The organism is Haemophilus haemolyticus (assembly GCF_003493685.1).
GTDB lineage: Bacteria > Pseudomonadota > Gammaproteobacteria > Enterobacterales > Pasteurellaceae > Haemophilus > Haemophilus haemolyticus_O.
Window position 1 is genome coordinate 45,332 of sequence record NZ_QQJW01000010.1, and the last position, 19,569, is coordinate 64,900.

The 19,569-nt window shown below is 39.1% G+C and carries 27 protein-coding genes and 2 pseudogenes; 11 read left to right on the forward strand and 18 right to left on the reverse strand.

Annotated features, from left to right (window positions below; all coding sequences use genetic code 11):
- Positions 1-82: 82 nt before the first annotated feature.
- Both DV434_RS08175 and DV434_RS08180 read left to right on the forward strand, forming a co-directional pair.
- Positions 83-799: a YwiC-like family protein gene (locus tag DV434_RS08175; protein WP_015702440.1), complete on the forward strand. Its 717-nt coding sequence runs from the start codon at positions 83-85 to the stop codon at positions 797-799.
- Positions 800-1,342, forward strand: a complete 543-nt coding sequence (locus tag DV434_RS08180) for a tetratricopeptide repeat protein (RefSeq protein WP_192880762.1) — start codon at positions 800-802, stop codon at positions 1,340-1,342. It abuts the gene before it with no gap.
- Positions 1,343-1,355: 13 nt separating this feature from the next.
- Here the strand turns inward: DV434_RS08180 and DV434_RS08185 are convergent, their stop codons facing one another.
- The gene (locus DV434_RS08185; protein WP_118786034.1) at positions 1,356-1,763 is read right to left on the reverse strand and encodes a Cd(II)/Pb(II)-responsive transcriptional regulator; all 408 of its coding nucleotides are present in this window, start codon (positions 1,761-1,763) and stop codon (positions 1,356-1,358) included.
- A 95-nt stretch (positions 1,764-1,858) separates the two neighbouring features.
- Here DV434_RS08185 and DV434_RS08190 point away from each other — a divergent pair, with 95 nt between their 5' ends.
- From DV434_RS08190 to hypE, 8 genes are all read left to right on the forward strand, one after another.
- Positions 1,859-2,542 (forward strand): DUF4198 domain-containing protein, encoded by a 684-nt coding sequence (locus DV434_RS08190; protein WP_118786035.1) that lies wholly within the window; start codon positions 1,859-1,861, stop codon positions 2,540-2,542.
- A 12-nt stretch (positions 2,543-2,554) separates the two neighbouring features.
- Positions 2,555-3,040: a carboxypeptidase regulatory-like domain-containing protein gene (locus tag DV434_RS08195; protein ID WP_118786036.1), complete on the forward strand. Its 486-nt coding sequence runs from the start codon at positions 2,555-2,557 to the stop codon at positions 3,038-3,040.
- Positions 3,040-3,660: a cobalt transporter CbiM gene (gene cbiM / locus DV434_RS08200; RefSeq protein ID WP_118786037.1), complete on the forward strand. Its 621-nt coding sequence runs from the start codon at positions 3,040-3,042 to the stop codon at positions 3,658-3,660. The genes DV434_RS08195 and cbiM overlap by 1 nt, the downstream gene beginning before the upstream one ends.
- The gene (locus DV434_RS08205; RefSeq protein WP_118786038.1) at positions 3,660-4,292 is read left to right on the forward strand and encodes an energy-coupling factor transporter transmembrane component T family protein; all 633 of its coding nucleotides are present in this window, start codon (positions 3,660-3,662) and stop codon (positions 4,290-4,292) included. The genes cbiM and DV434_RS08205 overlap by 1 nt, the downstream gene beginning before the upstream one ends.
- A gap of 1 nt (position 4,293) precedes the next feature.
- Positions 4,294-4,911 carry an energy-coupling factor ABC transporter ATP-binding protein gene (locus DV434_RS08210; protein WP_118786039.1) on the forward strand — a complete coding sequence of 206 codons (618 nt, stop codon included), beginning with the start codon at positions 4,294-4,296 and terminating at the stop codon, positions 4,909-4,911.
- Between the two features lie 147 nt (positions 4,912-5,058).
- Entirely contained in the window at positions 5,059-5,868 is an 810-nt protein-coding gene (hypB, locus tag DV434_RS08215) for a hydrogenase nickel incorporation protein HypB (protein ID WP_118786040.1), read from the forward strand.
- Positions 5,869-5,871: 3 nt separating this feature from the next.
- The gene (hypD, locus tag DV434_RS08220; protein WP_005638009.1) at positions 5,872-6,984 is read left to right on the forward strand and encodes a hydrogenase formation protein HypD; all 1,113 of its coding nucleotides are present in this window, start codon (positions 5,872-5,874) and stop codon (positions 6,982-6,984) included.
- 1 nt (position 6,985) lies between these two features.
- Entirely contained in the window at positions 6,986-7,999 is a 1,014-nt protein-coding gene (gene hypE / locus DV434_RS08225; RefSeq protein ID WP_118786041.1) for a hydrogenase expression/formation protein HypE, read from the forward strand.
- Positions 8,000-8,160: 161 nt separating this feature from the next.
- Here hypE and DV434_RS08230 read toward each other — a convergent pair whose 3' ends face one another.
- The 13 genes and pseudogenes from DV434_RS08230 to DV434_RS08285 all read right to left on the reverse strand — a co-directional run bounded on the left by DV434_RS08230 (position 8,161) and on the right by DV434_RS08285 (position 16,470).
- A complete protein-coding gene (locus DV434_RS08230; RefSeq protein WP_118786042.1) occupies positions 8,161-9,306 on the reverse strand; it encodes an Arm DNA-binding domain-containing protein in 1,146 nt (381 codons plus the stop codon).
- Positions 9,273-9,488: a hypothetical protein gene (locus DV434_RS08235; protein ID WP_041175167.1), complete on the reverse strand. Its 216-nt coding sequence runs from the start codon at positions 9,486-9,488 to the stop codon at positions 9,273-9,275. Before DV434_RS08235 ends, DV434_RS08230 begins: the two co-directional genes overlap by 34 nt.
- Before the next feature lie 238 nt (positions 9,489-9,726).
- A pseudogene (locus tag DV434_RS11120) lies at positions 9,727-10,047 on the reverse strand (P22AR C-terminal domain-containing protein); the annotation flags it as partial.
- Positions 10,048-10,185: 138 nt separating this feature from the next.
- Positions 10,186-10,386: pseudogene (locus DV434_RS11125) on the reverse strand (antA/AntB antirepressor family protein); the annotation flags it as partial.
- A gap of 315 nt (positions 10,387-10,701) precedes the next feature.
- Entirely contained in the window at positions 10,702-11,532 is an 831-nt protein-coding gene (locus DV434_RS08245; RefSeq protein ID WP_118786043.1) for a KilA-N domain-containing protein, read from the reverse strand.
- Positions 11,533-11,640: 108 nt separating this feature from the next.
- Entirely contained in the window at positions 11,641-11,997 is a 357-nt protein-coding gene (locus tag DV434_RS08250; protein ID WP_118786044.1) for a hypothetical protein, read from the reverse strand.
- A complete protein-coding gene (locus DV434_RS08255; RefSeq protein ID WP_118786045.1) occupies positions 11,994-12,230 on the reverse strand; it encodes a hypothetical protein in 237 nt (78 codons plus the stop codon). The genes DV434_RS08250 and DV434_RS08255 overlap by 4 nt, the downstream gene beginning before the upstream one ends.
- Positions 12,227-13,123: a recombination-associated protein RdgC gene (gene rdgC, locus DV434_RS08260; RefSeq protein ID WP_118786046.1), complete on the reverse strand. Its 897-nt coding sequence runs from the start codon at positions 13,121-13,123 to the stop codon at positions 12,227-12,229. Before rdgC ends, DV434_RS08255 begins: the two co-directional genes overlap by 4 nt.
- A 178-nt stretch (positions 13,124-13,301) precedes the next feature.
- Entirely contained in the window at positions 13,302-13,499 is a 198-nt protein-coding gene (locus DV434_RS08265) for a hypothetical protein (RefSeq protein ID WP_118786047.1), read from the reverse strand.
- A gap of 63 nt (positions 13,500-13,562) precedes the next feature.
- A complete protein-coding gene (gene ssb / locus DV434_RS08270; RefSeq protein WP_239992787.1) occupies positions 13,563-13,955 on the reverse strand; it encodes a single-stranded DNA-binding protein in 393 nt (130 codons plus the stop codon).
- Positions 13,955-14,599, reverse strand: coding sequence for a translocation protein TolB precursor (locus tag DV434_RS08275; protein ID WP_118786048.1), 645 nt, complete (start codon positions 14,597-14,599; stop codon positions 13,955-13,957). Before DV434_RS08275 ends, ssb begins: the two co-directional genes overlap by 1 nt.
- Before the next feature lie 162 nt (positions 14,600-14,761).
- Positions 14,762-15,439: a P22AR C-terminal domain-containing protein gene (locus tag DV434_RS08280; RefSeq protein ID WP_118786049.1), complete on the reverse strand. Its 678-nt coding sequence runs from the start codon at positions 15,437-15,439 to the stop codon at positions 14,762-14,764.
- Positions 15,440-15,678: 239 nt separating this feature from the next.
- The gene (locus tag DV434_RS08285; RefSeq protein WP_118786050.1) at positions 15,679-16,470 is read right to left on the reverse strand and encodes a hypothetical protein; all 792 of its coding nucleotides are present in this window, start codon (positions 16,468-16,470) and stop codon (positions 15,679-15,681) included.
- Between the two features lie 278 nt (positions 16,471-16,748).
- On the opposite strand from DV434_RS08285, the gene DV434_RS08290 reads away from it, so the two are divergent.
- Positions 16,749-17,015 carry a hypothetical protein gene (locus tag DV434_RS08290; RefSeq protein ID WP_005687157.1) on the forward strand — a complete coding sequence of 89 codons (267 nt, stop codon included), beginning with the start codon at positions 16,749-16,751 and terminating at the stop codon, positions 17,013-17,015.
- On the opposite strand, the gene DV434_RS10825 is transcribed toward DV434_RS08290, so the two are convergent.
- The 4 genes from DV434_RS10825 to DV434_RS08310 form a co-directional block, all read right to left on the reverse strand.
- Entirely contained in the window at positions 17,001-17,240 is a 240-nt protein-coding gene (locus tag DV434_RS10825; protein WP_192882525.1) for a hypothetical protein, read from the reverse strand. The two genes, DV434_RS08290 and DV434_RS10825, sit on opposite strands and share 15 nt — an antisense overlap.
- A 547-nt stretch (positions 17,241-17,787) precedes the next feature.
- A complete protein-coding gene (locus tag DV434_RS08300) occupies positions 17,788-18,552 on the reverse strand; it encodes a DUF1828 domain-containing protein (RefSeq protein WP_118786052.1) in 765 nt (254 codons plus the stop codon).
- A complete protein-coding gene (locus DV434_RS08305) occupies positions 18,549-19,088 on the reverse strand; it encodes a hypothetical protein (protein ID WP_118786053.1) in 540 nt (179 codons plus the stop codon). The genes DV434_RS08300 and DV434_RS08305 overlap by 4 nt, the downstream gene beginning before the upstream one ends.
- A gap of 53 nt (positions 19,089-19,141) precedes the next feature.
- The coding region (locus DV434_RS08310) for a S24 family peptidase (RefSeq protein ID WP_192881524.1) at positions 19,142-19,569 on the reverse strand (428 nt) is incomplete at its 5' end.

The window sequence follows — 19,569 nt, forward strand, 5'->3', positions numbered from 1 at the left end:
TTCTAAATAGCGTTTACCACTTTGTAAAATCCTCTTTACTAGGCTAGAATACCCGATAATTATTCTCAATTATTTAATCATTATGAAACTGCTTATCTCTAATCAGCATGGCGCTATTGTTATGGCATTGGTGCCTTTTATTTACGGCATGTTACTTGCTAATCCTGTATGGGCGCACCTATTTTTACTATTAGGATGGTTTTCGCTTTATTTGATGACTTATCCTTTTTTGAATTTGTTTAAAGGTAAAAATCTTGAGTTATACAAAAAATGGTCTGTGATTTATTTTGCTGCCGCTGTGATTTTTGCGATTCCCGCGTTAATTTATAATTGGCAAGTGCTGTATTTTATGTTTGCTATGCTGCCGTTTGTCGCGGTGAACATTTATTTCACCAAGAAAAAAGATGAACGCAATTTATGGAATGACTTGGCTGGGATCTTAATTTTTGCTCTAGCCGGAATGGGATCTTATTATTTTTCTGACCGCACTTTTGATGAAAAAATACTTTGGGTAGCGATTTATCCAACATTATTTTTTATTGGAACAACACTTTATGTGAAATCCATGATGCGTGAACGAAAAAATCCACGTTATTTTTGGGCGTCAGTGATTTTTCACTTATTATGTGTGCTGATTTTTGTGGTTTCGCAACAATTTATTTTAGCATTAGCTTTTGTTCCCGGATTGGTGCGAGCGGTTTATCTGCCCACTAAAAAGCTTTCTGTTATGCAAGTTGGACTAACAGAATTTGCGATTACCGCTGTGTTTTTTATTTTACTTTTAATAGCAACCTTATAAATGAAACTGAAGTTATTTTTTCATACAGTATTACTTTCTTGTAGCTTTCCAATTTGGGCGATGAAAACCGTTGATGTTACAGCAAGTTCGAAAATGGATGATCAAGCAAGAATGAATTTGGCACAAGAGTTTGCCAATAAACAACAATGGATCTCAGTTTTCGATATTATGTATCCGATGGCGTTAGAAGGAAACATAACCGCTCAAAGCAATCTAGGCATGTTATATAACCTTGGGCGTGGCACGGTGAGAGACTATGAAAAGGCTTATTGGTGGTTTAGCGAAGCGGCAGAGAAGGGCAGCGTGAAAGGGCTAAATAATCTTGGCGTTATGTATCTACGTGGCGATTATGTTAAACAAAATACAGAGCAAGCCATTAAGCTTTTTGAACGTACAGCTCGAGCTAAAGATACGGATGGAATGATGATGTTAAGTAATATTTATCGCTCACAAAACCAACCTGAAAAATCATTGGAATGGCTGAAGAAAGCTGCTGAATTAGGTAATAAGGAAGCAAAACAGCGTTTATCTAGTCAGCCATAATCTAAAAGTGCGGTTATTTTAATCGCACAAATTTCACACCACTATGTTGCAATAGCAATTTCATTGGATCTTCATCATTTGAGACTGTTTTTTCACGTAATTCAATTAATTTCATCCGCAAATGGGCGAGTTCGTGAATCCTTGTCGCCACCTCTTTAATATGTTTGTCTAACACACGATTAATTTCTTCTGCTTGTTGTTTTGAAGCATTTTCTAAATTGAGTAGGCTTTTTATTTCACTTAATGAAATATCTAAATTTCGGCAGTTACAAATAAATGATAAACGTTGCAAGTGTTCTTCATTATATTGCCGAAAATTGCCTGAAGTGCGTTTTGGGGGCAGGATTAAACCCTGTTGTTCATAATAACGAATGGTTTCTACGGTACAGCCTAGGGCTTTAGCAAGTGCTCCAATTTTCATCAATTTCCTTAAAAAATGACTTGACTCTAAAGTTACTTTATATTTTATCATGCGTTCAGATTTTCTTAAACAAAAACAAACAAGGAGCATCCAAAATGGAATTAAAAAAAATCGCAGTGGGATTAACCGCACTTTTAGGTATGTCTGTTGCTAACGCACACAATGTTTGGCTTGAACCTGCTTCAGCCAAAGGTGAATACGTGGTTAAATTTGGACATGAACAAACTGAAACCTATCCAGAATCTAAACTTAAATCTATTCAAGCCTTAAATGCGCAAGGAAAATTAACCGCAGTTGACTATCAATTCAGAAATGGCGAAGCCTATCTTATGCCTAAATCAGATTTAGTATTCGTTCATTTCGATAATGGTGTGTGGTCAAAATTACCAAGCGGTAAATACGTTGAAAAAACAAAACGTGAAGAACCAACCGCAGAATTTAGTACTAATCCTGTTAAATTTGGTAAAGCGATTTTGAAATGGGATGCTGAATCTTTCAAATCTCATCAACAAGCTTACGAATTGATTCCTCAAGAAAAAGCACAAGCGAACAAACCACTTTCTATCCTTGTGTTACATAATGGTAAACCAGTTCAAGGCATTAAAGTGGGCGTGAGTGAAGATGCACCGTTCAATTTAACTAATGAAAAAGGTATCGCTCAATTTACGCCAGTTAAAGGCTTCAACAAAGTATGGGCAGAGTTTGAGGAAAAAGTAACTAATAATGCAGATTACGATCGTCGCTCTGTAGAATATATGTTAACTTTTGATGCGCAATAATATGGATTTGGGATGAAGAAAATTGTTTTTTTAACCGCACTTTCTGCGGCTTGCTATCTCCCGAATGCTTATGCCCACGCGCTTTATGTGTTTGCCCAATATGATGGGCAAACACTCTCTGGCAAATCCTATTATTCTGATATGACCCCAGCGGCTGAAACTTATTTAGAAGTTTTCCGCTCAGGTGTTTCTGATCCCGTTTTAACTGGAAAAACAGACCGCCAAGGCGCATTTAAGCTTTCGATTGTTGATGTGCCACATACAACCTTAAAAGTTGTGGTGGAAGGCGATGAAGGACACCGTGCGTCAGTTGTTGCCGCTCATACATCTGCCGAAAATCAAAGCGGTGCAGATTTAATGCTCCTTCGTGAAGATATTGCGCATTTAAAAGATAAAATTTATTTGCATGATATTTTAGGCGGAATTGGTTATATCGTTGGTATTGCTGGATTCATTGCTTTACGTAACGCGCGTAAAATTAAACAAGGACGTATTTAATGCATTTATCTGAAGGCGTGTTACATACGCCTATTTTATTGGCTGGCGCAGTGCTTGCTGTTGCGGGCATCGCGGTGGGGTTACGTCGTTTAGAATCAGAACGTTTACCGCTCACCGCACTTTTTGCGGCTGCATTTTTTGTGGCAGGAACCATTCATGTGCCCGTAGGAATTGGCAGCGTACATTTAATTTTAAATGGCATGGCTGGTTTATTCCTAGGTTGGGCTGTTTTTCCAGCATTTCTCATCGCACTTTTATTGCAAGTCATCTTTTTTTCTTTTGGTGGATTTGCAGTATTAGGTGTCAATCTTTGCGTGATGGCAACGCCAGCGGTGATCGCTCATTATCTTTTCCGTTCTCGTTTACAACCAAACATGGCTTTAAAAGATCGCTTATTAGTCGGTATTGGATCTGGCGTAATTGGCGTTGGTGGGGCAGGCGCGCTTGCTTCTTTTGTGCTGATGTTAGATGGTGGTAAAAGTTATCTGAATCTTGTTTGGCTCTTGCTAGTCTCTCATCTTCCGGTATTTATTTTGGATAGTATTATCAGCGTAGGGGTGATTAGCTTGCTTGGTAAAATGTATCCTGAAGTCATGAATCGTACCGAGAATGTCTCTTAATGAAAATTCACCGTTTATTTCAACCGCACTTTAGGTTGATTTATCTGTTTATCTGGGGGGTAATCATTAGTGGATTGAGTGATCTCACTTGGCTTATCCCCCTTAATGTGCTTGCAGTTTCTCTCTTTTTTATTTCACTGCGGTTCAGTCAAAAATCTTTTTTGCCTTACCTTAAACGTTGGTTTGCTTTAGTCATTTTTATTGCTTTAATGTGGGCGACATTAAGTTGGAAAATTGGCGGAAATGGCATTGAACTCAATTTCCAAGGGATAGAATTAGCAGAAAAATTGAGTTTAAGGACTCATTTATTGTTGATTTCTCTTTGGCTTTTTTTGTGGAATATTAATGATGCGGTGCTTGTTCAAGCCATGGGTAAATTGCCTTTGCCAGAAAAATTAATTCAACTTTTTGTGCTGACCGTACGTTACATTGCACTGCTTGGCGAATTGCGTCAAAAAATGGATATTGCCATGCGAGCTCGTGGATTTCGTCCTCGACTTAATCGCCGAACCCTTTATGTGACGGCTCAAAGTGTTGCTTTATTATTGATTCATGCCTTGCTAAAAGCCGAAACGGCACAAATGGCGTTAAAATGTCGTGGTTTTCAGTTCGGTAAAAAGAGAGAAAAATAATATGTTAGCTGTAAATAATCTTTATATAGAACGCAATGGTAGAGCGATTATTCAAGATTTGAGTTTTACCTTGGAAGGTCAAAAACGTCTTTTCGTACAAGGGGAAATTGGATCAGGAAAAACGACGTTACTTCTTGCTTTGTTGGGATTTGTTCCTGTAGCCAAAGGTGAAATTAAATTATTTGGCCAAGTTTGCCGTGAAGAAAAAGATTTTGCGCCCTTTCGTGGCACGATTGGTATTTGTTTTCAAAATGCCGATGATCAACTTTTTGGTCCAACAGTATTGGATGATATTGCCTTTGGACCATTAAACCAAAATATACCCAGAGAGCAGGCGTATCATATCGCAGAGCAGCAATTAGAACGTCTTGGTATCACACGTTTAAAAGATCGTATGGTGCATACCTTATCTGGTGGTGAGAAAAATTTCACCGCACTTGCGGGTGTCTTAGCAATGCAGCCAAAAATCTTATTATTAGATGAACCCACCAATGGATTAGATCGAAAAAATACTGAAAAATTGACCGCACTTTTGCGTGAACTTTCCTTACCCATTTTGATTTCATCCCATCATCATGGATTTATTAACGAATTAGCTACAGAAATTATCAGTTTATGATCTTCATCAAAAAGCCGAATTTTGATTGTGCTATGCTTGCTGCAAATTTGTTGACAAAGCTAAGGGCTTTGAGTGTTTTAAACATTATTTCTGTTGAAAGTCAGTTTGAAACCTCAGCCCAAATAAGCACATTAAAACGGAGGATTTATGTGTACAACCTGTGGCTGCGGACATCCAGAGCAAGTCCGTATTGGTGAATTGCCTCATACTCATGATGATCAAGGAAGTCATCAATTAGGTACACCAAACTTTTCACATTCAACATTTCATTTCAATAAACCAGTCGATGCAGACGATACTCAAAAACGTTTGTTAAAAATAGAACAAGATGTTCTCGGAAAAAATAATCAACTCGCGGATCAAAACCGTGCATTCTTTGCGAAACAACATATTTTAGCTTTAAATCTTGTATCGAGTCCGGGTTCAGGCAAAACCACCCTGTTAACGACGACGCTAAATGCCCTCAAAAATGACCGCACTTGTTATGTAATCGAAGGTGATCAACAAACTGAAAATGATGCAGATCGTATTCGTGCGACTGGCGTGCCAGCTATTCAAGTGAATACAGGCAAAGGTTGTCATTTAGATGCACAAATGATTAGCGAAGCTATGGTGAAATTAAGACCACAAGCTGACAGTATTATGTTTATCGAAAATGTGGGAAATTTAGTTTGTCCATCTGAGTTTGATCTTGGTGAAAAAGCGAAAGTGGTGATTTTATCTGTGACAGAAGGCGAAGATAAACCGCTTAAATACCCGCATATGTTTGCCGCATCAAGTTTGATGATTTTAAATAAAGTGGATTTATTACCTTATTTGAAATTTGATATAGGACAATGCATTGCCAATGCAAAACGAGTGAATCCCAATATTGAAGTGATTCAACTTTCCGCGACAACTGAACAAGGTCTCAGTGAGTGGTTAAATTGGCTAGAACAACAACGTAAACAAGGATAATCGATGAAATTTGTTGATGAATTTCGCGATCCTGAACTTGCCCGTAGTTTAGTGGCGCAACTTGAAAAATTGATGGAAAAAATGCCGCACTTTACGGCGCAGAATCCATTGTATTTAATGGAAGTGTGTGGCGGACATACCCATACGATTTTTAAATTTGGATTGGATCGGCTATTGCCAAAAAGTATCGAATTTATTCATGGCCCTGGTTGCCCTGTCTGTGTGCTTCCGATGGGGCGTATTGATGTCTGTATTGAAATTGCGCTAAAACCAGATGTCATTTTTTGTACCTTTGGTGATGCAATGCGAGTGAAAGGTCGCAAAGGTTCCCTCTTAGAAGCAAAAGCGAAAGGCGCAGATGTTCGCATTGTGTATTCACCTTTGGATGCATTGAATATTGCACAAAATAATCCGAATAAAAAAGTCGTCTTTTTTTCCTTAGGATTTGAAACCACAATGCCGAGCACGGCAGTAACGCTTCAGCAAGCCAAAAAACTAGGAACAAAAAATTTCTGGATTGTTTGCCAAAACATCACAATTATTCCAACGTTACATAGCTTGCTGGCTCAAGATCAAGTCAAAATTGATGGTTTTCTTGCGCCAGGGCATGTGAGTATGGTGATTGGTTCATCGCCTTATCAAGGGATTGTCGATAAATATCACAAACCTTTCGTGATTACTGGTTTTGAACCTCTAGATATTTTGCAGGCAATTGTGATGTTAGTGCAGCAATTTGTTGATGGCCGTTGTGAAATCGAAAATCAATATAAACGCATTGTTGATGATCACGGAAATGCTTTGGCCCAACGTTCAATGCAAGAAGTATTCCAGCTTAAAGCAAGCAGTGAATGGCGTGGGTTGGGGGAAATTGAACAATCTGGCGTGGAATTGACGGAGGCTTATCGTGAATTTGATGCCGAAATTTATTTCCAAAGCCAAGCGCAACAGGTGGCGGATGATCCTAATTCTCGTTGTGGCGATGTCTTGACAGGGCGTTGTAAACCATCTGATTGCCCATTATTTGGCACAGGTTGTAATCCTGATAATGCTTATGGTGCGTTGATGGTTTCTTCCGAAGGCGCATGTGCAGCCTATTATCAATATCGGAGAGAATAAAATGAGCGAATTTATTACTATGGCGCACGGCAATGGCGGTGCTGCCATGCAGAAATTGATCCAAGATTATTTTGTTGAAGCCTTTGTGAATCCTATTTTGGCGCAAGGGGAAGATCAGGCAAGAATTCCATTAACCGAATTAGCAAAGCAAGGCGAAACATTGTCATTTAGTACGGATAGTTTTGTAATTGATCCCATTTTTTTCCCTGGTGGTAACATCGGGAAATTAGCAGTGTGCGGCACGGCAAATGATGTGGCGGTGTGCGGTGCGATACCAAAATATTTATCCTGTGGCTTTATTTTAGAAGAAGGATTGCCACTTGCGGATCTTAAAGCAGTTATTCAATCAATGGCAGAAACCGCAAAAGCAGCGGGCATTCAGGTTGTTACTGGCGATACAAAAGTGGTACAAAAAGGCGCAGTGGATAAGATTTTTATCAATACCAGTGGAATTGGTGTTATTCCTCAAAATTTGGATTGGGGCGTTCATAAAATTCAAACAGGCGATAAAATCATTGTGAGCGGCACCATTGGCGATCATGGCGCAACAATCTTAAATTTACGTGAAAAACTGGGTATCCAAACGGATCTTCATAGTGATTGCGCCGTGCTTTATCCATTGATTGAAAATTTACGCGAAGTAGATGGTGTGAAAGCAGTTCGAGATGCGACCCGTGGGGGAGTCAATGCTGTTTTGCACGAGTTTGCACAGGCGCAACAGCTAGGCATAAATATTGATGAACAAGCCTTGCCAATTCGCCAAGAAGTGCGCGGAATTTGTGAATTACTTGGTCTTGAAGCATTAAACTTCGCTAATGAAGGCAAGCTTGTTATCGTTGCTTCAGCTGAAAAAACACCAGAAATTTTGACCGCACTTCGTCGTCATCCATTAGGTGAAAATGCGGCTGTGATTGGTGAAGTAACAACTGACAAAAAAGTGCGTTTAGTGGGCATTTTTGGACAAGGTCGATTGTTAGATTTACCAACAAATGAACCATTGCCAAGAATTTGTTAATGATTAGATAAAATTAAAGCCTTGATAATCAAGGCTTTAATTTTTTTGTTTGGTGTTGGGGGGAGTTGAACCCCCATCTCGCTAATATATAACTTCATGATTTTATTATATAAAGTTTGTTTACTATTGAATCACGGATCAAATGCGTATCTTTTTGGGAATTACTTCCTTGTATTCCCTTCGTATTCTTTTAGGTATCGACCATAGTGACGGAACAGCATTTCCGGTCCTTTATGCCCCATTTGATTGGCGAGCCAAAATAGGTTTTTACCTTGAGAGATATGCATTGTAGCAAAGGTGTGGCGAGTTTGATAGGGGTTTCTATAACGAATTCCAGCTTGAGTAATTGTTGGAATCCATGCTTTCTTCCGAATTGCATCAGCAGAAGCCCATGGTTTTTTTGTTTTCGGATCGCTAAACACAAAATCACTTTTTCGAGTGAAATTAAGTTGATCTTGTAGCGCATCTATTGCTACATCATCAAGCTCAATCAAACGAGTTCCAGATTTTGTCTTAGTGCCTTTGATTACCCCTACAACTTTAGCTTTTTGTACGTGCGCCGTTTTCTCCTTAAAATCAATATCGATCCAGCGTAAAGCGCATAGTTCCGAGCTGCGCAAGCCTGTCCGTAAAGCAAACTTGAAAAGGTTTCGCCATTGCTCAAAACGGCAATTATCAAGAATCAATTCAATCTCTTGTGGCGTAAATGGATCGACTTCATATTCATCATCTTGCGATGCTGTTTTGTTAGTTGATTTATAGCGATCTACTGAGATCTGCGATACGGGATTAATTTGCAAAATGCCGTCTGTTACGGCTTCATCTATCGCGCTACGTAAAACGGACAGTTTGTTACGTATTGTTTTGGTTTTTGTGCGTTGCTGCTTAATCCAGTTTTTAATCATTGCTGGCGTAAGACTATTTACCGCTACTTTATGAAAATCGGATAGCTCATTAATCACCTTTTGATACCCCGCAATAGTAGATGGCGATAACCGGCGAACTTTAGCTGTTTCAATGTATTCATCAAGATAATGCTTAATGGTTACGCCTTCCACAAGTTTCCCGAAGATCCTTAATCTAGATGACGTTGGAAAGTAGTCGGCATAATTAAAAGTATTACGCTCGATTTTGTTTTGAATTTCGCCAAGCAAGCGGCCAGCATAATTAATATTTGATTGAGTTACAGGTAAAGAGAGTGGCTCGCGACAGCGCACTCCCTCAAATGTAAATGTGATATTAATTGTTTCACTTGCTTTATGTTTACGAATCGTTACGCCACGTGGATTTTGTTTTTTCGCGCCCATTTATCAACCTCTTCCAAATCTATGAAACGCTCCTTGCTACCATCTACCGATAAAACATGAACTCCTTTCTGCCATATACCACGATTTAATCGCATATTGATTTGCTCTGCTGTCAAACCAAATACTTTACAATAAGTCACAATAGGCATTGTTTTGGCTGGAATAATCATAATATTTTCCATATTTCCTCCAATAAAACCGCCCATAAGAGCGGTGGTTCGTTAATATTGTTGTGTCTGTTCGGTGTGACAGATTTTGCCGTCACAGTCTTGATTAAGGTTTAGGGCGTGCGCCATATACACCACAAATGCACACACCAGCGTAATGATTAATTTGTTCATTTTCTGTTCCTTTTGTCGGATTTTAGGTGTGAGAATCCGCCGCAGGCTTAAAAAAAGTGCGGTCGGATTTTGTGGTGTTTTAGAGAATATTTAGCTGAAAGCCTGTTGCTTTAGGGTTATAGGCTCGAAGATATTTTAATACTCGCCAGTTATCGCCTTGTTTGCACTCAAATTTTTCAGTGATTCGCTCTAATACTTTTTGCGCCTGACGGAGAGTGCTGCGATATTCGTAAGCAATATCATGAACGGGCGCAGCATAATGCGAACCAATTTATTTTAATGCTGGGTGAAGTACTTGGCAAAGTTCCGTGCCACGCAATAAAGCGAACCACGCCCAAACGAGCTGTTGGAGTTCATACTCAGTAAATTCAAACGTGAATTTTTGCGGTTCAGGCAAGGCGAGTTGTTGCGGTTGTTGCAAGGCTTTTAATGTTCTTTCGCAACGGATGAAGTATTGGCGGATTTGTCTGCCTCGTTCGTTTCTTTCGACCATACCGAGTTCTTTGCCCATATCGAGGGTGATGTGATATTCCTTGCGTGGGCGTCCGTTGGTGCGTTCGGTGATAACGAGGTAGTCTTCATCTTGGATGAAGCCATATTCGTTGATGCGGTCTTTGATCCAATCTGCGTATTTATTTTTAATTTCTAAGAAAGCGTGAAGTTCACGAGCGTTGCAAAGCTGAACAGGTTGATTTTGGATTAAGCCGTTAAAAACAGGGATAAGATTTAAATGTGTCATTTTGTGATTCTCTTAAGTAAGTTTTAAAACTCATCACGAACCACTGCGAATAGTTGGTGATGAACTGAACGAGGTTCGCAGTACCGTACTTAAGAGAAAACGGCGGATCTTTCGATCCCCTCATTCAGCTCATCATTGGACTTTTTCGGAAATTTCCGAAAAAGGTAGATTTGCTGTTTTACGGCTATAAAAAAAGACGCTTGAGCGTCTGTCTTTTCACCGCTCTTAAGTAATTCAGAAACTGCGACATTCCCGACTTTCTGTTGAAAGTGGGGGTATCTTAATCCGATGTAAGCGGTGTTGTCAATAATCTTTTTATTCTTGAAGCAAAGGTTTTTCTTTTAGTTGTTCCAGTACATTTGTTTGTAGTAGTGAGTTCATTTGTTGAATGGCAAGGCGATTTAATATCGTAAGGCGTTCTTCTTGAGAAATGCCTTGTTGAATAAGCAATGCATTCTGACTTTCTAAGCTTGCTAATACAGTTAGCTGTTCAATGGTTGCATGTTCACGCATATTGCCTTTTAATTCAGAGTTTGCATCTTTCCATTGTTTAGCTGTTTGCCCAAATAAGGCTTGATTTAAAATATCTGCTTCAGTGGCATACACAAATTGATATTGTTTTGTGTTAAGTAATTTGGGAATGAGGTGGGCTTTGATGGCATCAGTATGTATGCGGTAATTTGCCTTGCTAAGAATGCGTTTAACGTTCCATTCTAATTTGTTATCTTCGGCTTCTTTTTGTTTTAAGCGTTGGAATTCTTTGATTAGGTAGAGTTTGAATTCTGGGCTTATCCACATTGCAAATTCTAATGCAATATCTTTGTGAGCGTAAGTCCCACCATAACGCCCTGCTTTGGCTTGTAAACCGATAGCATTAGTTTGAGCAACAAACTCTTTAACGCTAATTTTAAATCGATTTAAACCAGATTGACTTTTAATTAGGGCGAATTCGCCATAATTAAAATTAGGATTGTTTAGCTCTTCCCAGATACCGATATATTCAAGCGTATTACGGTTTCTGAGCCAATCGCTAATAAAAAATTCCCCATCTTTTGCTTTGAGCATATCCGTTAGGTTGATGTAATCTTCACCATTTTGTTCCATTACGCGAATTTCAGCATCTTTTACAATGATTACATTAGTCATTTTTACCTCTCAGATACAAAAAAGGCCACTTAATTGTGGCTACCGACTTTCTGTTGAAAGTGGGGGTATCTTAATCCGAAGTGAGGGCGGTGTCAAATTATAATAATATCATCCTATCTGTTTGGGATTAATCACGGGCAACACAGGCACAAGTGGTTTTGCTGTTGTGCCAGTTGTTGATGTACTGCTGCGGTTTTCATTTATCCAGTCGGCTAATTTACTCCAAGCAGCTAAATCTTTCTTAAAGAATTCATCATTGCGTAGATGATGATATTCTTTGATAAAAAATGTCACTTCGCCCTTAATTTTTTCTCTTGTATGGCTATCTAGCACCGCCCAATACTCTTTAACATCATGGATGCAGATTAAAACGGGTGTGCCGTTATCGTGTAGGGCGTCTCTAACATAACGGTGTATTAATGTTTGGAATTTATGTAAGGGGATTTTGATGTTAATTTCATTCATTTTCGACCTCCTTTTTTCTTATGGTGTTTAAAGTGCGGTCGATTTTTACGGAGTTTTAAATTGTCTTGTCGGATTTGTTCCACTTTAATTCTTAGGCGGTCATTATCGCTTTCAAGTTCTTTAATGCGTCTTGATTTGGCAAGATTTTCATTACCTAATTTTTCAAAGTGATATTTATTATTTTCGAGTTCCTCTTTGAGGATTATTCGGGCGAGGGATTTTAGTAGGTTCATAGTCTCTCCTTGATTCCGCAAAATTCTTTTATTAGGCTATCCACTGTTCTGCCAAGCACTCCTGCCATTAAGACAAAGTCTGCATCAAAACGAGCTGTCATATTTTCTTTTACAATGTCATCGTTTTGCTCGGTGATATTGTCGTCAAACTTCAAACGCTTCATCGTGCCATCTTCGATTAATACGAATTTAAGGTTGTTTTCCCACTCAAGCGCGAGTTTTGATACTGAGCCATTTTTCGCAAGCTCGATTATTTCTTCATCTTCAATATCTTTTTGCTTACAGTGGATAACGCCTAAATCAGCTTTCTCTCGAATCTCCACTTCTTCGCGCAAGATAAGCCAATCTGGCGCGGTATCTGTAACCCATTTTGTCATCACTTCGCATGGCGCACTATTAAACGCCAGCGGTACTACTGGCAAACTACCGAGCGATTTGCGTAAAAGTGCGAGTGCATCTTCAGCTGTTTTACTTGATGCAGCATCAACAAAGATAAGTTGTTTCATTGTGTCGATATAAAGTGCAGTCGTTTTGATGCGAGAAAATGCCTGCGGAAGTAGGGTGGCTATCACATCATCTTTTAGGGATAATCGTTCTACTTTCTTTAATTTTCGCTGTTCTTTTTCTTCAAGTGCAGTGATTCGCTTATTGAGTTCACGATTCACAACTTCTGTTGGCAAAATCTTCTCTTCACGTTTGGCTACAAGTAATATTCTTCCATCCGCTTGATGAGCTAAGTTTTCGCTGGTGGCGAGCGGAGCAGACCAGCCGAAATGGCTAACATCTGCCGAACCACACGGAGTAAATTCACATTCATTGAGTTGTTTTTCGATATTCTCAAAGTCTATTTTTTTTGTTAATTGGTAAATAATTGCATTTTTGAACCAGTACATTTTTATTATTCCTTGTAAATTTAAAGGCCACTATCTAGCGGCCTTGTTTTTTTTTATGTAGTTGATTATTTCTTTAATTCGCTCACGAACAGCTCAATTTCTAAGTAGAGAGTTTGCTCTTGTTTGTAAAGCTCTTTTAGTTGTTGCTTTATATTTTCGTTATCCATTTCACCTTCAATTAGCGGAATAGTTGGCCGCATTGTATAAAGTGCAATATTCTTTCAGGTGTTTCTTTAACCTTTATACAATCATCATCGTTTGAATTTAATGTTGTTATTACGGTTTCACCATTATAAGCATTAAAACTAACAATTGTTTCGGTGTTGATGAATATTTCTCGTTCATCTGAAAGTGTTAATTTAATAAATTTAGCCATAATACCTCCCTAAAACGGTTGTTTCTATATCATCATCAAACCCGTCTTGTTCTGCCGCTGCGCTTAATGGGTCGGGTTTATTTGGTTTTGGTTGTGACTTACTTTGCGACTTTGGCTCATCTTGGCGACTCCTAGCATTTGCAAAACATCGCCTTGTATCTCTGTTGTATATCTATCTTGGCCGTTGTTATCTTGCCATTTGCGTGTTTTTAAACGACCTTCTATATACACTTGAGAGCCTTTCTGTAAATATTGACCGCAAATTTCAGCTTGACGGCGATAGAACACAATGCGATGCCATTCTGTTTGAGTTTTTTTCTCTCCTCTGTTTTTATCTGTCCAACTTTCGCTGGTTGCTACGCTGATATTTGCTACTTGTTCGCCATTTGGCATTGTTCTCATTTCAGGGGCATTACCTAGATGCCCCACTATAATTACTTTATTTACGCCAGCCATTAGCTCATCTCCTGTATGAGTTGTTGATAGTATTCTTGAGCGGCATTAACTCGCTCTTTGATTTCTTCGATGATTTTGTCATCACGCTTAACTGTAACGGTTGTAATACGTTTTGATTGTGGTATTTGCTCCACTAAATCAATGTATCGTGTCGGGTCGTCATAGCTTGATAATTGCTCGTATGGAGTAGGCAAGAGAACAAAGTCAATTTGAGCCTCTTCACAATCCCATAGCCACATATAGCCTTGCATTTGGATTGTATATCCTGCTTTTTTGGCTTTTTCTTCTGCCTCGTCCGTGAAGAAAGGGTGTGAGCCAATATCCCACGAGCATTTTGTATCAATAATTAGCTTTCTGGTTGGAATATAAATATCACATTCGCCAGTAATCCAATCGTTTTCACGCCTTTCCGTGTTCTTTTTAAGAGGTAATCCACGTTTACGACCGCTTAACTTAATGGCTTGTTCTTCTAATGCGATGCCTTTTTCGGTGTATTTATTGCCTTCGAAATCTTGATAACCAAAAAGATCGAATTTAACGATTTTTCGCACCGCACTTTTGGCTGTCGCAGAAATTCCATTACCGCTTTTAGGCTTTGCCATTAAATCAGCCAAGCCAGAACATCTAGCTTTGAGTTGGTACATTTTATTTTCCCTCTATGGTTGAAATTATTTCGGTATGACAGATTTTACCGTCACAGTCATGATTAAGATTTAGGTCGTGCGCCATATACACCACAAATGCACACACCAGCGTAATGATTAATTTGTTCATTTTCTGTTCCTTTTGTCGGATTTTGTGGTGTTTTAGAGAATATCTAGCTGAAAGCCTGTTGCTTTAGGGTTGTAGGCTCGAAGATATTTTAATACGCGCCAGTTATTACCTTGCTCGCATTCAAATTGCTCTGTAATGCGTGTCAATACGTTATGAGCCTGACGGAGAGTGCTGCGATATTCGTAAGCAATGTCATGAACCGATGCAGCGTAGTGCGAACCAATTTGTTTTAATGCCGGGTGAAGTACTTGGCAAAGTTCCGTGCCACGCAATAAAGCAAACCATGCCCACACAAGCTGTTGCAGTTCATACTCGGTAAATTCAAACGTGTATTTCTTTTCGGGTTCGGGTAGTGCAAGCTGTTGTGGTTGAAGTTGATATTTTCCTGTTTTTCTAATTGCCGGTAACACTTCTTCCATGACCCATGCCTCAAAAGGTTCGGCTTCGGGTTTGCGTGATTTGATGATCAGGCGGTAGAGGTTTGGTTCGTTGATGAATGTCGCTTCCTTTTTTCCGCTTGGATAGCTGATGTAGCGTTTCGCGACACCAGCTACTTTGCAATGTTTGCTAATGGCATCGCGCGGATTTGCGTAGCCAAGAATTTCGCAGACATCGTTACCGCTGAACCAATATTCATTGCTTGGATCGGTAATTATGCGAACAGGGGAATTTTTAAAGCTGAAGTCTAAGAATTGGATTGGATTTGACATTTTTTGTACCTTTCGTTTTAGTTTAGTTAGTCGTTCGCTTAGTGGGCGGACGGGCTTCAACTACCAACGAAAGATGGCGGAGCTTATTCCCTTTCGGTGTTTTATTTAGCTCTCTCGACCCGACCATAAACGATCGATACCTAAATTTCAGGTACAAAAAAACCGCTTTTGGACGGGCGGATAACCGTCTTTCGTTTAGTAGTGCGGTTATCTTATCCGTTGATGGCGGTTTTTGTCAATTATTCTTTATCTAAAATATCGATTAATTTTTTGATGTGGTAAAGCACAATTTTATCATCTACCGTATGCACCATTACATCCACAATAAAGAGTTTGTGGTAGGGATGTTCCCGCATAATCATGGTTTGTTTTATTTCCTCTGTTTCAAAGCTGACTTTAACCGCTTTTTTAGAAAAGGCTTCGATAATGGCTTTGTCAATTTGTTTATCTGTGGCAGTAACGGCAAGCTGCATTGCGCAGCCTTTTTGAAGACCGACAATTGGCTCTTTCATTTCCGCCATTTTCTTTTCAAGCAGATGTTGTAACGCGTTAGCTTTCATGCTATCTGCTTCAAAATGAAGGTGAACGCCACCGTTTATATTAATCGAACCAATTTGAATGGTTGCTTTTGAATCTGTTGAAACAGGTTCTAACGTTTGGCTCAAATGGCGTAACTCGCTTACCGTTATATTATCAGGTTGCTCATTTTCACCTTGTAGCCAGCCATAAACCTGAGCAAGCCGTTCACCAAATTCGAAAATAGCATTGGCGTGTTCTACAAGGGTGTAGGTAGCTGCAACATAGGTGCCAAGTTCAACAATAATACTGCCTTTGGTGATTTGCGTGACGTAAATATTGCTGTCGCAAGGCTCTAGATTTTGTTCCGGTGTGGCATTTTGAATAAAACGTGAATATTCTTTTGAGATGCCGTCTAAACTTTGGCACAGTATAGAAAGTTCAACGGGTTTGTCGTTGTGTAAGTGAATTTGTAGTTTCATATTTTCATCTATTACGGTAAAGGGTTCAGACATCACACACCTCGGATTTTGGATACAAAAAAAGCCACTTACTTGTGGCTACTGGACTTTCTGTTGAAAGTGAGGGTATCTTAATCCGAAGTGAGGGCGGTGTCAAATATTTAAAAAAGACCGCACTTTTCAGGCAGTCAGTGGAGTAGCCAATCAGTCTGAGCTGATTTTGTCTAGAATAGGGTGCCTTTCTTTATGCTTGTAAGGCTCAAGCCCTTATTGTTACCACAACACATAAGGAATATAATTTTCTCCAACCACAACACGAACAAGGAGAAATTATGGCTAATTTAATTCTTACCTATGATTTAAGAAATCAACGTGATTACAAATCATTAATTGAGGCAATTAAATCCTACGGAACTTATGCGAAGCTATTTGAATCGGTCTGGTATATTCGTTCAAGAACACATACGGCCGAGCAATGTCGGGATTATTTGCTTCAATTTATAGATAATGATGATCGTCTTGGCGTATTTGATTGCTCAAATAATGACTTTGCAACTATGAGAGCGTTAAATAAAGTTAGCAACCTATGGTCTAACTAACACGTAAACTTCACCAGTTTTATTATCAATTAGCTCTTCTTTTGTTTGGGCGTCACTAAATCGATTTATATAAGAAATTGCTTGGCATGCTCGCTCCTCTAAGCCAGGATAATAAGCACCGTTTTCAATCGCTTTCAAAATACAAGCGCGAATATGTTCTTTTGGAATTTCAGTTATGGTGTTGCTGGTAACACTGCCAGCCTCTGAATAGCGTTTTTCTTCCATTTTTAACCTCGTTTGTTTTATGTTTGCCATTTCAAAACACACTTCATCTATCATTCGCAACGGTTTCACATGCCACTGTGTCTCTGTACTAGCAAATGTGTTTTGAAATATCCACATTGGGATATTCGCCTGCTTGAGCTCCACTTTCGGCAACTGCACCGTTTTTCACTGGCTTTGCATGGGCAGACTTTAAACCACAGTGTTATTAAGTAGGTTAGGGCTTTTAATCTAACGACCGCTTAATACCGTTATGCACCGTGATTCTGTAAGATAAATTGTTAAAGAGCGTTGAGATGTTGGTTATGTGCATCTCGTTTTGATGGGGTTATTCTACTTAAAGTAGATTTAATTGCAACTAAAGATTGCATTAAAGTAGGGGTTTTCTCTATATAAAGTAGTAAATATTTGATTTTTAATTGAATTTATTTTTGACTATTTGATGAATTTGCGATCCAGATCACAAAAAAAGAGAGTGGATTAGTACGGATTTTAAAAAGTGCGGTAGGAATTGCAGACAAAAGAAAACCGCCAAGAGGGCGGTTTATTGTTAAGCGGCGATTTTATTAAGCCAAATATCTTTTTTATCGTAGGGTAGAATCTTTGCCGGCGATTGGTTAAAGAGTAGGATAAGTTTATTTAACTGATCGCCTACCGCTTTATCATCAATTACCACATAAGATTCATCATTTGTTTGTGCTGTCGGATTGGTTAGATCCATTATTTTACCAAGAACACCATAAGCGCTACTCCAACTGCCTTTTGCTTTTACGCTGGTTGTGAAGATTTGCTTGGTATGTCGTTCTCCGCCACTTAATACAATAGGGATTGTGATTTGATGACCACTCAACCCTGATTTTTTCACATCAAATCCGAGGTCTTGGTGGAATTGATGGTGGCGGAAATCAGATTTTACAGTCATTTCGAATTTATCCGATGGAACATTGTACCAATCCATAGCAAGCGTATCTGTAACAATCGCCGCCTGAATCACACGTTGCAAATTATGCGCAAGCATTTCACCGCTTGTTGTCGTGTTGATTTCTGCGCGGTCGTTCAGATTTAATCCGTAACGTTTGAGCGTGCTTTTTATATGGTCTATGCGGTTATTGGTGAGGTTGATTCCACGCCCGTTCATTTCCCACAAGGTTTGCGCGTCGTCGGTTACAGTAAAATGATCTTCTCCAACCTTTTCAATGTATGCCTGAATGACGCTACCATCTTCAAGGGTGAAAGGAGTGTTGATTAAAATCAAATCATCGGCAATAGAATGACATTCATAGCCTAGATTGGATAAGACCGTGCTGCATATCATAATAGCTCCATTTGTCCGTTGTTTGATGATATTGGATGGGGAATAGTCCCCACTGCGACAGTATTAAAATTCGCTAAAAAATAACACATTAATTCAATAAAATCACTTGATTTTTGATATTTTTCATCTAGTAAATAGCCCGTTTCCTGATTCTCTTTGCCATGCAGAATGTGATAATGAGCGCCACAAATACGGCTTTCTGCGGTTGGATTTACTTTAGTTATTCTATTTACATGAACGAGCCTTTCGCCCTGATCTACAGCGAATAATCGTCTGTTTTTATAGAAAGCGATAAAACTCATCGATGGCATTAAATTTTCTCTGCGTGCAGGTCGGTAGGAGAATAAAGCTCTAAGTTGAGGTATTGGCAATTGATCGCTATCAAAGAATGGAAGCTTTAATTCCAGCCAATAAGGGTAGGGTTGATTCTTCTGCTTTCTCTCCCACGTGGCGCGTTGAAAATAAATTTGCTTTTTCATCGCCATAATATGATCGATTTCTTGCTGAGGAATAATAATATCTTCAATGCTTGCCATATTGTTCCTTATGTTGGTTGTTATTAAAGATCAACAATATCCAGTGTTAATGTCTATAGTAAAACAGAATACCAGAACACTTTACCAAGCACTGAAATGTCTTGTAACTCTGCTATTTCATCAGGGTGTTCATCACTGTTATAGCTACGGATTTTTATTTGATTGTTTGGCATATTGTAGAGCAGTTTGATCCGCAATAGCCCGCCGTGATTGATAGCGTAAATCTTGCCGTCTCGGATTGTCTTATTACCCAAATCAATTCCTACCGTTGTTCCATCTGGAATAACTGGCTCCATTGAATTTCCATCAGCAATCACACATACCGCATTTTCGTACTGTACGCCTTGTTTACGGAGTGTTGATTTGGAAAAACGCAATTTGAAGTTGTTATAGTCTGCTATGTCATCAGCAAAGCCGTTACCGGCAGCAAGGCGAATATCTTGATAAAACGGAACGGCGTATTCATCGCTATTTAGTGGAG